Source organism: Algoriphagus resistens (assembly GCF_001442615.1).
GTDB classification, from domain to species: Bacteria; Bacteroidota; Bacteroidia; order Cytophagales; family Cyclobacteriaceae; genus Algoriphagus; species Algoriphagus resistens.
Genome location: NZ_LMXN01000011.1, coordinates 70,609 through 85,279 on the forward strand (window position 1 = coordinate 70,609; position 14,671 = coordinate 85,279).

Below are 14,671 nucleotides of genomic sequence, written 5' to 3' on the forward strand. Positions count from 1 at the left end.
TTAATAGGGAAAGTTGTGTTTCCGGGCGGGATTCCATACTGATGTATGAAGATTATCCAGCTAGTTACTAAAAAAGCCAATCCATTATAGATTGGCTTCTACTAAGAATCAGGGGCTTTTACCTTACTTAAGTTTTCCTTCAGTATCGGTAAATGAACCTATAATTTGTGCGCCGCTGTTAATCGTAACTGTGCCATAAACAGTGATCGAATTGTCTTCGCCTAAGAATTCCAAAGTACCTCCACTGTTCAGTTTTAAATCACCGTAGATTACAGTGCTGCCATGAAGCTGGAGTTTAGACTGGCTATTGATAATTAAGCTTCTATTCTTTTGATATTGTCCAAATACAAAGGACCCATTTACTGTCATCAATCCATTGCTGTTGATATTCAGGTTCTGTTCGATGGCCAAGGAACCGCAGAATAAGAAAGTGCCTCCGATGTTTACGTTTTTTAGTACCGTTGAACCGGAATAGGACTGGGATTCATTGCCGTTTACATTGAGATTGGGGCTTCCGCTATAGGACGGCAGGCCTTCACAAGAAACATCTGCGGACTCTTCATTTTTATTTATTTTCAGAATCTGAAGACCTCCGAAACCAGTAGCCACAAATACAAACTCCTCTTCGTTTCTAACAAAATTGGAAGAGCCGTCAAGATCCAAAACACCGAATTCTTTGATTGCAGCTAAATCGGACACATCAGAAATAGAAATACCTGCAGCGCCATTTGCCATAAAGAGCAGGTTGTCATCCACAGAAACCGCGTTGGTAACAATATCTCCTTCAGCTACATCATCAGGACGGATTGGAATGGCTAATTTTTGAATTAAGCTACCATCAGTCATTTTGTAAATCCCAGCTCCGTTTGCACCTTCAGAAACATAAAGAGCAGCGTTATCGATATCCATAGTTCTCTTTGCGCCATCCACGTCTGCTGTCAATGGAATAGAAATCACTTCAGAAAGACTGTTCGGATCTAAAATGTGAATACCAGAAGTTCCGCTAAGTACCGCCAGTTTATCGCTTCCAAATGCTACTGCCCTTAAGTCTTCCATTTCAACAGAAGCCCCCGGGGTTTGAGTGGCGTCAAATAGTCCGATTACACCATCATTACCGCTGGTTACTGCTGTATTTGAATTGGTGTTTGCAAGGTCAGTAGCCACAAAACCAGGCAAAGATGTGTAAACAAAATCTGACGTGAACCTACCACCAGCAACAGATACAGTGATCAGGTTGGCCGGGGAAGTGACATCCGTATTTTCGTCGATGTTCACCGCTGCTGCCAGGTATAGCTTACCGTTTTTATATTCTAGAGAGCTGATATCTGTATCTGTGAAAACAGCCTGCTCGGTAATCTGCGGGCTATAAGGATTTGTGATATCAAAGATATCCACTGCTCCTAAGTACGTATCACCTTCCATATTGTAAGAAACGTAAGCGTAGTTACCATCAATATCCACATGGGTAGCACGAAGCGTTTGGCTGCCTACTTCAGGAGCATCCACTTGGGAAACTAGCACCAAAGGCAGATCGGAAGCTTCTTCCTGGATTCTTCCTGCAGGGGCATTGGGGTCGATCAGGCTGACTACTCCCGCATTATCCAATTTCACACGGGCAGTGAGGGACTCACTGTCAGAATTGATTGTAATTGACCCCTCACTAATAGGATTTGAGGTGTCATTACATGAGTAAAACGTAAAGGCAAGGGCTAGGCCGAGTAGGTAATGTTTTTTCATAGTTTAATTTTAAATGCCTTATTTTTAAGATTCATCAAGAAAAATGAATTTCAGAAATTTAGCTTTGGAATTAAGTATCGTTTAAATTAATTAATCAAATGATATTATTGATTGATCGGTCTGATTCGGCGACAATTGATAGAATATTTGGGTTTCTATCAATACTTGATAGGTGTTGTTTAAGTGGTAAACCTAATAGTGGCGCAAATGTAGGAATAGTTTTAGTTTTACAAATAGCTATGGCGCAATAGTTTATAAAAAAACACTAGTTGGTAGGCCGGAGGGGAATTAGATAGCTTGAAGGGTGAATTAATTCCTTAACAATTTAATTTGCTGGGAATGATCCCCCCATTGGATGTCAAGAATATAAAGTCCAGCGGATTTATTTCGGATCCAAGTGGATACCCACGGAGATACTTCATCAGGTGAAGTGAATGTTTGGGTTTCACCTGTCCCTACCAGATTTGTAAGGGAAATAGTGATGACTTCATCTTGGTACTGATGAAGCTGAATTAGGTCAATAGCGATGTCGGAATCGGAGGAACTTGGATTGGGATAGGCTACCCATGCAGTGCTGCCATTGATTGGAGTTACCTCTATCGCCTTGGTGTTGCTATAGCTGAACTTGCCAGAGTAATCTACCTGCTTTAGTCTATAGAAAATGCTTCCTCCGGATTTCGGGAGATCTTTGTCTAGGTAACTATACCTAACTGGTATCTCCGAATACCCATTACCTTCCACACTTCCGATAGTTTGCCATTCTTTGACATTGTTTACCGCACGTTCGAGTTCGAAGTGGGAGTTTCCCCATTCCTTGACTGTGGACCATTCCAGGAGGGCTGATCGGTCTCGGGATTGGTAGGAGGCATTGAAGGATAGCAATTCGACTGGGAGAATTCTATAGGTGACTCTGATGATCACTAACCCGTTGGATCCACTTCCTCCTCCATCGCGTCCCCCGCCACCTCCTGATCCTGAATTATCCTTTCCGTTAAATCCTCTTGCATCCCGGTTTCCGTTCCCTCCAATAGATGATCCTCCATTTCCTGCAGAGGGCCTGCCTCCTCCATTTCCTTGTCCGGGATTGCTTCCGACTCCACCCCCACCAGCAGCAACAACTTTACTTATTCCGGCTGCATTGAGAATTCCTTCATCCACACCCAATAAAATAGTAGCGTAGGCAGGGCAATTTCCGCATGATCTGGAAAGATCCACTCCATCTGCACCATTGCCTCCTGTGTTTCCATTCCCATTGATTCCCGGTCCATTTGCTCCTGCACCACCACCTCCGGATCTTTGATTGCCATTGCCCGAATTTCCTGAACTTCCCCCTCTATTGGAATTATTTGTGGTAGAATTTCCCCCGTTTCCATTTGAGTTTCCATTATAGGCACCTCCCCCTCCAAAGCCACCATTGTTCCCATTGCCGTTATTGAAGTTGGTTGATCCGCCCCCTCCACCACCTTGGGAAGTGATGATGCTATGGAACGCCGAATTCAATCCGTTTCTTCCAGCTGCATTGGCTGACAATGATCCTGTTCCTCCATAGCCTACTGTTACACTATATTCAGCCAGAGGTGTAATTGCCACATTATCTTGATAAGAAATCCCCCCAGCTCCTCCTCCTCCTGAGGCGTCACCGTATCCCCCGCCTCCGCCTCCTGCCAGGGTCAAAATCTGAGCGTCTATTAATTCCTCATTTGCAATTATCTGGGGTAAAACAAAGACGTCTGAACACCTATATATATAAACGACGTCATATCCATTGACATCGGTGATTACGGAACTAGTATGACAAACAACAGATGGGCAGTGGCCCACTGTTGCCCCTCCTGCCAATTTTGGGTTGGCATTTCCAGTAGGCATTTTGTTTACAACTAGAGCAGAGCCACTTTGTTGGTAGTCATAGTCATTTCCCGTAATCCCTCCGTTGGAGTCAGTGTAAAATTCACCTGATACGGAAATAGAGTTGCATTGATTACCGTTGAGTGCTTCTATTTTACTGCTTCCATTAATTTTTAAAGTTCCTGCAGTTAGTGTCCCTGCTAAAGAAATTGTGGAATTATTCTCCAGGTGTCCCGAAATAGTTGCTGTACCGGAAATTAAAATGGGGGAATTGCTTTGGAAGGTAATATTTCCATTGACATTAAGTTCTCCATAGCTATTTAAAACGCCTCCGTAATTTTTCGGACCAGTGATATTTAATGTCCCGTAGTTATTAATTGTTGTCCCCCCGTTTAAGTTTAAATTGTTGGGATTGAAGGTGCCGTAGTTATTTACAGTCCAATTGCCATTCCAATTGCCTCCATTGCTTTTGTTAAGAGTAACACCCGGACCAATACAAAGTTTAGAGCCATTTAGGTTTATTTCATTGGAATAAGTGAAATTTCCCTGGAAACAGATTACGGATGAAGCATTTTGATTAGAAGGGAAAGGGGTGGTAGAAGATGTAATAGTATGTGTACAAGGGGCGCAGCTCTGCGCCCACACCTCTACACCCCAGAAAATATGGGCGTAGCAAAAAATCATGAAAACGAATAGAAATCTATTCTTCATGGGATGAAACTTGAGATTTTGGGCAAAGGGGGTGCCCAACTGATTAGTGATTAAGCGATTAAGGGTAATGCAAAGGTATGTACTCTTCTATTAATATCTTAATTTTTATTCAAAGTAATGTAGTTTGTATAAACTAAAAGCGTTTTTAATTATTTGATGAATCGCTTGATTATTTTAAGATTTACGAGCTTTTCGTATCATTTAGATTAGATTGGATACAAAAAAGCCCTTAAATTATTCAATTCAAGGGCTTAGGAAATTTAGTAAAAGATGGTTTTATCCGTTCATTGAAATCAAGAACTCCGCATTGTCCCGGGTTCCTTTCATTCGTTGTAGCAGGAATTCCATAGATTCCTGGGAATTCATATCACTCATCAACTTACGAAGAATCCATACACGCTGCATTTCTTCTTTGTCCATCAACAGGTCCTCACGACGTGTACCTGAGTTAAGTACATCGATAGAAGGGTAGATTCGTCTGTTGGCAAGTTTACGGTCGAGTGCAAGTTCCATGTTACCGGTTCCTTTGAATTCTTCAAAGATCACTTCATCCATTTTAGAACCTGTCTCTACCAATGCGGTAGCGATGATAGTCAATGACCCACCGTTCTCTACGTTACGTGCCGCACCGAAGAAGCGCTTTGGCTTATGAAGTGCATTGGCATCCACACCACCGGAAAGAATCTTTCCTGAACTTGGAACTACAGTATTGTGGGCTCTGGCAAGTCTGGTGATAGAATCCAGCAGGATTACTACATCATGGCCTACTTCTACCATACGCTTGGCTTTTTCCAATACGATATTGGAAACCTTTACATGTCTGTCGGCAGTCTCATCAAATGTGGAGGAAATCACCTCTGCATTCACTGAGCGTGCCATATCTGTCACCTCCTCAGGTCGCTCATCGATCAGCAAGATCATCAAGTGGACTTCAGGATGATTTTTGGTAATAGCATTTGCGATCTGCTGAAGCAATACGGTTTTACCGGTTTTTGGCTGGGCCACAATCATTCCTCTCTGACCCTTTCCGATAGGGGCAAATAAATCAACTACACGTGTGGAGAACTTATCTCCTGTAGTAGACAGGTTTAATCTTTCTTCTGGGAAAAGCGGAGTCAAGTATTCAAAAGGGACACGGTCTCTGATTTCATCTGTAGTCTTGCCATTGACAGTGGCGATCTTCAAGAGAGCAAAATATTTTTCTCCTTCTTTTGGGGGACGGATAGATCCTTTGATATGATCCCCGGTCTTCAGCCCGAAAAGTTTTACCTGGCTAGGAGATACATAGATATCATCCGGGGAGGCGAGGTAATTATAATCCAATGAGCGAAGGAAGCCGTAGCCTTCCTGCATCATTTCCAATACGCCTTCATTTTCGATTACCCCATCGAATTCTCGTGGGTTTACTCCAGGACGCCTGCGGTTTGAATGGGGGACAGTCTCGGCTGCCGGCGCCATCACTTCGTCCGGTGACTTGAAGTTTCTCCTTTTTGGGAGCTCAACTTCCTGCTCCGGCTTAGGTGCTAGGCTTGTCGTCTTTGCTGGCTTTTCTTCCTGATTATCAGGAGTAATAGCTACTTCTTCAAATACTTTTTTTCTTGGTCTGAAAGTTTTTGGCTCTTCAGTGTTTGCTTCAGGTTGGGGGGTAGACTGAGGCTTTCTTTCAGGTTGTTCAGGCTGAGCTTCTTTTTTGGGTTTCCAGTCTGACTTGGTTTCTTTTGCCTTTGGTTCAGGACGACTTTTAGGCTCAGGAGTAGGTTTGGCTTCAGCAGAGGCTGCTTCCGGTACTTCCGTAACGTTTTGTCTTTTGAACTTAGGCTTGTATTCCGGTTCTTCGGTTGATTTTGCGGGAGCAGGTTTAGGTTTTTCTGCTGCTTGAGTAGGCTCTACCGTTGCCGAAGGCTTCTTTTTTGGAAGGGCTTTTTCAGGGGTGATGGCCTGCTGGTCGAGGATAGCATAGACGAGTTCGTCTTTCTTTAGAGATTTGTGGTTTTTGACACCTAGCTCCTCAGCGATTTCCTTCAGTTCAGATAATAATCTGACTCTGAGTTCTTCTATGTTGTACATAAAGAGGGGATGAAATAAATAAAATGTAGTAAATGCGGTATTTGAGATCGTGGATGATTTTCTGAGCAAAAAAGATCTGCAGGAAATAACTCAAGTCAAAGTGGGCTGACTTGCTCATTCACGGTGATGTCACAATATTAACCGATGCGAATGTATTAACCAAATATTTGTTCTTGATCGTTCAATATTTCATTCATTTTGGACGAATTAGCCATTTATCTGCCTCAGAATTAGCAAGGATTTCCAGTTTCCAGGATTGTCCAGGTGCTGGCTATAGAAGTCGAGTAGGTGATCCAAAAGCTTTTGGCGCAGGGATTTACTAACTTTTACCTCATTGGTAAATGAGTCAGACATGAGTGCTGTCAGATAAGTTTCAGCTTGATTAAGTTCGGCAGCAGTAAATGGTTGAGAACGGCTTTCGGACAAAAAACCGAGTGCTTCTTCCGGGGCAAACCCTAAAAAGCGCGCCTTTTCGATAAGGAACACCAAAGGGAATTGGCCGAGATGTACAGCTTTGCTATCTAAATGAAGGATGCATTTTTTGAGAAAATCAAAGAGTGGCTCATTCTGATAGTTCTCATAAATGGATTTACTTATTACTTCTGTGATGAAAAGGGCAATTCCAGTTCGTGTAAAGTCAAAAGGAATGAGTTGATGTGCGCGCTGCAGTTGTGCTTCGGAGATCCGCTGTAAACCAGCGTTGTCTTTGTCATAGACAACAAGTTCGAGCAGGGTGAGTGGCTGGTATAAAGCTATTTTTGATTTGTTTCCCTGCGCACGTACACCATTTACCAGATAGGATTTAAGACCAAGCTCCCGGGTAAAGATCTTTACAATGATACTCGTTTCTTTATATCGAATGGCACTCAGCACTATTCCTTGGGTCTTTTTAAGCATTCTATTATTCTGAAAGTCTTTGGGGTGTTCCTGCAGATACCCGCAGAAAAAGGTGCAGATATCCCGTGGTTTTTTCATCTATTCCTCGCCCATAAACGAGGTTTTAATCAGGCATTATGTTTTCAATTCACACGCATTGGTTAGAGGAATAAGGCCTTAAACACCCGACATCTGTCACCCAACATCAATCTATTTCTTATCCTCATAAAAACACCTCCTGCAGCGGGCTTCATAGCTTTCCTTTTCGCCCAGCACTACTTTTTCTTTTGCATCGGATAGCCGGAAGGAGAACGCTGCCAAGTCACCGCACTTCATACATATCGCATTCACTTTGGTGACATACTCAGCGATAGCCATCAATTTTGGCATAGGTTCAAAAGGGTTTCCTTCAAAATCCATATCCAGGCCCGCAAGAATCACACGTTTGCCCTGACTGGCCAGCTTCTGTGCCACGGGGACGATTTGTTCATCGAAAAACTGTACCTCATCAATCCCCACCACATCACAGTCTCCACTTAGCAGCAGGATATCATTTGCAAAGTGTACCGGCGTAGACCGGATAGAGTTGTCATTGTGGGAAACCACATCATTTTCATCGTACCGTTTATCTACCGATGGCTTGAATATCTCTACCTTTTGCTTTGCAATTCTGGCTCGGTTAAGCCTACGGATCAATTCTTCTGTTTTTCCAGAAAACATGGAGCCGCAGATCACTTCGATCTGACCTTTGTTGCCCGGAGACTTAAGCCTACCAATTGAAGGTTCTAAAAACATACTGATGCTATTCGCTATAGTGTACGTGAGGGAATTTATTGAATTTGTCAACCCGAACCACAATCTCTCCTGATGGAAGTTCCGCCTGACAAGCCAGTCTTTCCCCGGGTTTTAATCTGCCTTGCCTGAAAAACTCAAGTTCCGCTTTGGTTGGGGAGGAGAGGTTTTCTTCTCCGGAGGTCAAGATGATTTTACAGGTGGTACATCTACCCTTTTTCCCACAGGCATGCATCCAGTCGATACCATTTTCATGAATAATTTCGATAACTTTACGATGAACACTAGTAGAATTAATCCTCAGATTAAATAGATTTTCTATGACGATTTGAGGCATTTGTTCGTTGACTTTTGTAAAACACCACTCTTCAATGACAACTCAAATTAACAGCAATTATTTAGAAAAATATGCCGAAGACTATGCCGCAATAGTCATCGGGCAGTTTTTCTCTTCCAGGCAATACATGACCGGGCAGGATATTGTGAAGCTGACCAACAGTGTACAGGTGAATTTCTTTATTCTCAAAAGGCTATTCGAATTGTGGCAGGAGGAATTAGAAAAACTCAAGAGTAACCCGTATTTTGATTACAGGGATATTACGGTCCATGAGGCGTTGACTGATTTTATGAATGTCCTTTCCAGGAGAATCAAGATAGAAAAAGAGCAATTGCAACCCCTCTTGCAAACAGCGGTGCAGCAGGCGGTCCAGCTTGCAACAGATCCGGTTACCTTTTACCAAAATGAGATATCAAAAGCTCCAGCGGGACAAATAAATGAGTTTCTCAAGGAAAACAAGAAGTATTACAAGTGGCATAACCAAGCAATTTTCTTTCTGATAGATAAGGCTGGGTTTGGCCATGACCAAAGCGCTTATTTACGTGCGGTGGCAGCCAACTATCAGGTGATAAAGGAATCGCTGGAATCTGTGAATTTGCTTCTCGCGACCTTTGGCGATGTAAAACCGTTTGATCTGGATGCTTATTTGGTCCAGGAAACCGCGGAAATACCTTCTGCTTCCATTCCAGAGATGAGTAAAGAGCAAGAGACAAAAAGCTCCTTCTTTGATCAGGTGGAAATAGAAGCTTCCGGCATTAGAAATAGTGCTGATGAGGTAGTAAAAGAAAGGGAGCCGGAACCTGTAAAAGTAGCGCAGCCTACCTATAGTAATGGTAAAGCCAATGGTTTAGATCCCTATAATTTGAAGGTTAAATTCGAAACACTCTCTTATAAGGGCATGAAGGGGATCATGGGAGAATTGGCAGAAAGTCTGGCCATCAATCAGCGTTTTATGTTTACCAAAGAACTTTTTGACGGAAATGCCGATTTACTAAAGCATGCATTAAAATCTATAGACAAATGCGGCTCATTTGATGAGGCAATTAGCCTGGTCAATTCCCGCTACGTAGGAGAATTAGGCTGGAAAGCAGATAATGAACCAGTCCAAGAATTTTTGTTGCTGGTTTATAGAAAGTTTGAAGTTTAATAAGAAAAAAGAGCTGGTTTTCAGCTCTTTTTTCTTTTTGAAAAATGATATCCCCGTAATTCATAGGAATTGCATAATTCACAGATTATCTTGTTTTGCATGTTGATATGTTATGCACCAAAGCCTGCCTTTTAGCCATCAGCCCTGTCCAGTTCCATGCAAGGATATCGTAAGCTTCGAAAAATAGTTTTATCCGATCTTGAGTCTAACTTACCCAAGTCCCTAACCTACCATGTATTAGATCATACACTTGATGTGCTGAATGTATGTAATCAATATATAAAGCGGGAAGAGCTTTCTGAAAAAGAACGATATCTGCTGAGGATAGGTGCTATTGTACACGATATGGGGTTTCTCAAAGGGACTGTAAATCATGAAGAGGCCGGGGCAGCTATGGCAGAACTCATCATGAAGGACTTAGGTGTGAAGCAGGAAGATATAGAGAAAGTAAAAGGGTTGGTGATGGCTACTAAGATCCCTCAAAACCCCCAAAACCATCTTCAACGAATCATTTGTGACGCTGATTTAGATTATTTAGGAAGAAAAGATTACCCGGAAATCAGCCAGAGGCTATTCACGGAACTAAAGAACACGAATGTGATATCTACCGCTAAGCAGTGGAGAGAATTACAGATAAATTTTTTGAAGTCCCATCACTATCACACCCCCTTTGCAATCAAAAACAGAGAGCCACAGAAGCAAATCTGGCTTCAGAAACTGCTTGCTTCTTAACCCATTCTACCCAGCTGAAGCGCTCTGGAACTATCCATTTTGATGAAGATGAAAAGCAAAATGGTAAAAGACCATAACGAAGAACCCCCATAACTGAAGAAAGGCAACGGAATTCCCACTACAGGGAAAAGTCCAATGGTCATGGCGATATTGATCATGAAGTGGAATGTCAGGATTGAAATCACACCGTAACCATATATTCTGTTGAATCTATTCTTTTGTCGCTCAGCCATAAAGACCAATCGGGTGAGCAAAGCTACAAACAATGAGATAACCACCAGACTGCCAAGCCAGCCGAACTCTTCACCCAACGTACAAAAGATGAAATCGGTGTGTTGCTCAGGAACAAAATCAAATTTGGTCTGGGTGCCCTGTAAATAGCCCTTTCCAGTAAGTCCACCGGAACCAATGGCGATTTTGGATTGGGTGACATTCCAGCCAACGCCAAGGGGATCAAGGTCAGGATTGAAAAGCACCATAACTCTGTTTTGTTGGTGCTGGGGGAGCTTGGAAACTACATAATCAATGCTGTAGGTGAATGCGATCAACCCTATTCCTATCAGGCTGAATGCGATAATCTGCTGAGGGGTCTTTTTTCCCAGGAGGATCAGGATGATGACTATCACCACAATTACCCCTGCCAGATAAAGATTGTTTTCTATACCCAAAGCGAGTAATACCAAAGCAATAAAGCTAAGTCCAAGCACATAATATTTCTGTGGAAGCCCTTCCCGATAGAACATGATCAAAAAGGAGAAATAGACCATGGCCGTCCCTGTATCCGGCTGAAGAATGATAAATACTATCGGCAATAAGAGCACGCCAAATGCCTGTAATTGATATTGGGTTTTGGAGAGATCAAAGGTTGGTCTTTCCATAAACTTGGCCAATGCCAATGCGGTTGCAAATTTGGCAAACTCCCCGGGCTGGATACGGAAGGAGCCAACGCCAATTGAGAGTATCTGCCCATTTACTTCTTTTCCCACAAAAGGAGTAAGTATGAGCAATACCAGCATTATCAGGTAAATAGGAATAGCCAGATTTTCGAAGAGCCGGTAATCTGCCGCCATGATTACGATGATGATGGCTATCGCTGTCCCTATCCATACCAATTGGATCCCGGAATTGATTGAGGTATCGAAGATGCTTTTATCGACTTGTCCGTCGTAGACTGCGGCATAGATATTAAACCAGCCTATCATTACCAATGCGAAATAGATCATGACGGTGATCCAATCCACCCGGTTTATGTTGATATCTTTTTCGCGCATTAATAAATGAAATTTCCGGCTAGGACGTATTCCTCCAGCGCAGGTCTGGAGATACTGTCTTTGAGATATTTTTCAATCATCAGCGAAGCTGTACTTGCTGCAGCCCTACCTCCCCAGCCTGCATTTTCCACATAAACTGCTATGGCTATTTGAGGATTGTCTTTCGGGGCAAATGCAATGAACACAGAGTGGTCTTCCCCATGTGGGTTTTGGGCAGTCCCTGTCTTTCCAGCTATCTGAATATCCTTCATGATCGCCCGGGTTGCAGTACCATAAAGTGCTTCGGCCATGGCATCCTGTACCATATTAAAATGGTGTGCATCTACGCCCACTTCGTGTTTGGTGAGGTATTCTTGAGGGATTTGATTTTTGTCTCCGTCAATTGATCTTATCAAGTGAGGAGTATAGTAGTAGCCTTTATTGGCAAAAATTGCAGCAAGGTTGGCCATTTGAAGCGGTGTTACTAATAATTCTCCCTGGCCGATTGAAAGCGAATAAATAGTGGAGTATTTCCAGCGTCCATTGCCGTAATAATGATCATAATAAGCGCTATTTGGGACCAAACCTTTCTTTTCATTTGGCATATCCACCCCTAACGGGGACCCAAGTCCAAATTTTAACACCTTTTCTCTCCAGGCATTCAGTCCGATCTCTGTATCCTTGAAGGTATTGCTTGAAACTTCCTGATTGATAATCTGCCTGAAAGCCTGATGATAATACGGATTACAGGAATTTCGGATTGCTCCAAATAAATTTACCGGAGAAGGATGGTTGTGGCACGCCACCAGGGACTTGTTGCAGGCAAAAGTTGTTTCTGGAGTCAGTATACCTTCTTGCAGTCCGATAAGACTTTGCACAATCTTGAAAATGGAGCCCGGAGGATAGGTCGCCATGATCGGACGATTAAAAAGAGGCTTGGTTTCCAGAGCGTTCAGTGCGGTATAGCTTTTGCCGAATTCTGAGCCAGTAAGGGAGTTTGGATCATAGAATGGAGCGGAGATCATGGAAAGGATTTCTCCCGTTTTTGGCTCTATGGCCACCACAGATCCGGTTTTTCCCATCATAAGTTTTTCACCATACTTCTGTAGTTCCATATCCAGAGACGAATTGACGTTATGCCCTGCTACAGACGCCGTGTCATATTCCCCCTCTTTAAAGGAGCCTTTGTCCACTCCACGCACATTGACCATCTTGTATTTCACTCCCTTTTTGCCCCGTAGCTCATCCTCATAGAAGCGTTCCATTCCACTCAGACCTACGTAGTCACCTTGCACATAGTACCCTGAGCTGTCACGTTCCAGTTGTCTTCCACTGATCTCGCCGATGTAGCCCAAGGCATGTGAAGCTATTGGGTTAGGGTAGGAGCGAATTGAACGGGTCATGATAAAAAGCCCTGGGTAATCGATTAGAAAATCCTGAATTCTGGCAAAATCATTGGTGGAAATCTGTTTGATAAAAGTTGATGGTTTGACAGCAGAATATTTTCGGGCAGCCTGATAGGATTCTATCAAATGCTCTTTGGTAATCCCAAAAAGTTCCAAGAAACGGGTAGTGTCCCCCACCTGAAACTCTTTTGGAACGATCATCAAATCAAAAATAGGATTGTTGTATACAAGTAGTTTTCCCTTGCGGTCATAGACGAGGCCACGATAGGGGTGATCCACCACTCGTTGAATGGCATTTCGCTCAGCTCTCTTTATGAAGCTGTCGTCCATCACTTGTATCATGAATAGCTTGGTCAGTAGAACCAATCCTATTAAGAAGACAAAAATGATTATTACTACGGGCCTTTGGTCGTTCATCAGATTCCTCTCCTGCGTTTGAAGAACAGTAGTTGTACAATTATAGCCAAAATGACTGTAAATATGGAAGAGAAAAGACTTTTGTTTAGCACGCCATAGAATCCTCCGGTTCCCCACTGATCAGCAATAAAAAACATCAGTGAAAAGGCAAAAACCAGAGGCAATGAATAGCTTAAATACCAGCCGATTCCCATCTCCGGAAGGGTAGGGTTGTTTGCATCATCATAGCCGCCATTTGGACTTATGGCTTTGAGCCAGTAGGTTCTCAAGAAAGCCAAAAGTGTCGCCGCTGCTGCGTGAAGTCCAAGTGTGTCATAGAACACGTCGATGAGCAGTCCTAGCCCAAAACTGATCAATATTAATGGAAAACTCCGCATATTAATCGGAAAACTTAATATAGCCAACAGGTAAATGAAGCAGAAAGCCACGCCAAAAAGGGCAAGGTTTTTCAGCAGTAAAATCTGCACCGAAATCAGGCAAATCACCAGAAATATATGAGTGATCAGATTTCTAAAATTCATTTTCTATTTCTGATTGCTTGTAAAGGGAATCAAGCTCAGCCAATTGGGTGTTTTCGACCAAATAGACATAGTGTGCCTTGCTGAAATCCGTACTTAGGTTTATCACTATATCCAAATAATTAGGATCCTCACTTTGATCCACGCTCTCGATAATACCCACCAAAATTCCTTCAGGGAAAACAGCACTGTAACCCGTAGTGATGACGGTGTCTCCAGGGCTTGCGGTAACATGGCGGGGAACATAGAGTAGCTTGGTTTTCTTTGAGTTCTTGCCATCCCATTTCGTAGTTCCAAAAGAATCATTGGTTTTGATTTTGGAGGAAAGACTCAATTCAGTGTTCAGTAGGGATATGGCTACTGAGTAATTTTCAGATACTGACTTGATCCGGCCAATTACCCCTTGTTCGTTAAATACTCCCATTCCCGGTTTTACTCCGTCCTTGGCCCCTTTGTTAAGCGTGATATGGTTATGCGCAAACCGAAGGGAATTGCTGATTATCCGGGCGGCTCTGAAATCAAATTGTGCTTCCAATGCAGAATCCAACGGGATGTTTGCACTATCAGGAATTGCTTTTAGTGTTTTCAATTGCTCGGACAATGCAGCATTTTCAGTGAGTAATGCATCATTTGCCTCGGCAAGCGAAAAGAAATCCACGACATCTGAGCGGGTTTTAAGTACAGACCCCGTCAGGGCATTGGAACTATTGAAGAAAGCTGCACCCTGAGGCGAATTATTGGAGACAATTAATCCTATCGCCAATACTTCAAGCAAAACAAATAATAGAAAAGACCTTAGGCTATAAAGGAATTGAAGGATGCGTAGCATTCGGGGT

Annotated in this window: 12 protein-coding genes; 2 read left to right on the plus strand and 10 right to left on the minus strand. The window is 42.9% G+C overall.

Going from position 1 to position 14,671, the window contains the following annotated elements:
• Positions 1-123: 123 nt before the first annotated feature.
• The 6 genes from AS141_RS17885 to AS141_RS17910 all read right to left on the minus strand — a co-directional run bounded on the left by AS141_RS17885 (position 124) and on the right by AS141_RS17910 (position 8,365).
• Positions 124-1,737, minus strand: a complete 1,614-nt coding sequence (locus AS141_RS17885) for an LVIVD repeat-containing protein (protein ID WP_057939064.1) — start codon at positions 1,735-1,737, stop codon at positions 124-126.
• A gap of 309 nt (positions 1,738-2,046) precedes the next feature.
• Positions 2,047-3,558 carry a glycine-rich domain-containing protein gene (locus AS141_RS17890; protein WP_394331080.1) on the minus strand — a complete coding sequence of 504 codons (1,512 nt, stop codon included), beginning with the start codon at positions 3,556-3,558 and terminating at the stop codon, positions 2,047-2,049.
• Positions 3,559-4,569: 1,011 nt separating this feature from the next.
• Complete coding sequence (gene rho, locus AS141_RS17895) at positions 4,570-6,360, minus strand: transcription termination factor Rho (RefSeq protein WP_057939066.1); 1,791 nt, start codon at positions 6,358-6,360, stop codon at positions 4,570-4,572.
• Between the two features lie 207 nt (positions 6,361-6,567).
• On the minus strand, positions 6,568-7,335 hold the full coding sequence (recO, locus tag AS141_RS17900; protein ID WP_317043050.1) for a DNA repair protein RecO: 768 nt from the start codon (positions 7,333-7,335) through the stop codon (positions 6,568-6,570).
• A gap of 111 nt (positions 7,336-7,446) precedes the next feature.
• The gene (locus AS141_RS17905; RefSeq protein WP_057939067.1) at positions 7,447-8,031 is read right to left on the minus strand and encodes a thymidine kinase; all 585 of its coding nucleotides are present in this window, start codon (positions 8,029-8,031) and stop codon (positions 7,447-7,449) included.
• Between the two features lie 7 nt (positions 8,032-8,038).
• A complete protein-coding gene (locus AS141_RS17910) occupies positions 8,039-8,365 on the minus strand; it encodes a 2Fe-2S iron-sulfur cluster-binding protein (RefSeq protein ID WP_057939068.1) in 327 nt (108 codons plus the stop codon).
• 34 nt (positions 8,366-8,399) lie between these two features.
• On the opposite strand from AS141_RS17910, the gene AS141_RS17915 reads away from it, so the two are divergent.
• Positions 8,400-9,512 (plus strand): hypothetical protein, encoded by a 1,113-nt coding sequence (locus tag AS141_RS17915; protein ID WP_057939069.1) that lies wholly within the window; start codon positions 8,400-8,402, stop codon positions 9,510-9,512.
• A gap of 156 nt (positions 9,513-9,668) precedes the next feature.
• Complete coding sequence (locus AS141_RS17920) at positions 9,669-10,244, plus strand: HD domain-containing protein (RefSeq protein WP_057939070.1); 576 nt, start codon at positions 9,669-9,671, stop codon at positions 10,242-10,244.
• Here the strand turns inward: AS141_RS17920 and rodA are convergent.
• Genes rodA through mreC form a run of 4 tightly spaced genes read right to left on the minus strand, consistent with a single transcriptional unit; the run spans position 10,241 to position 14,664 of the window.
• Entirely contained in the window at positions 10,241-11,515 is a 1,275-nt protein-coding gene (rodA, locus tag AS141_RS17925) for a rod shape-determining protein RodA (RefSeq protein WP_057939071.1), read from the minus strand. The genes AS141_RS17920 and rodA overlap by 4 nt on opposite strands.
• Positions 11,515-13,317: a penicillin-binding protein 2 gene (gene mrdA, locus AS141_RS17930; RefSeq protein WP_057939072.1), complete on the minus strand. Its 1,803-nt coding sequence runs from the start codon at positions 13,315-13,317 to the stop codon at positions 11,515-11,517. The genes rodA and mrdA overlap by 1 nt, the downstream gene beginning before the upstream one ends.
• Complete coding sequence (locus AS141_RS17935) at positions 13,317-13,838, minus strand: hypothetical protein (protein ID WP_057939073.1); 522 nt, start codon at positions 13,836-13,838, stop codon at positions 13,317-13,319. Before AS141_RS17935 ends, mrdA begins: the two co-directional genes overlap by 1 nt.
• The gene (gene mreC, locus AS141_RS17940; protein ID WP_057939074.1) at positions 13,828-14,664 is read right to left on the minus strand and encodes a rod shape-determining protein MreC; all 837 of its coding nucleotides are present in this window, start codon (positions 14,662-14,664) and stop codon (positions 13,828-13,830) included. The genes AS141_RS17935 and mreC overlap by 11 nt, the downstream gene beginning before the upstream one ends.
• Positions 14,665-14,671: the final 7 nt, after the last annotated feature.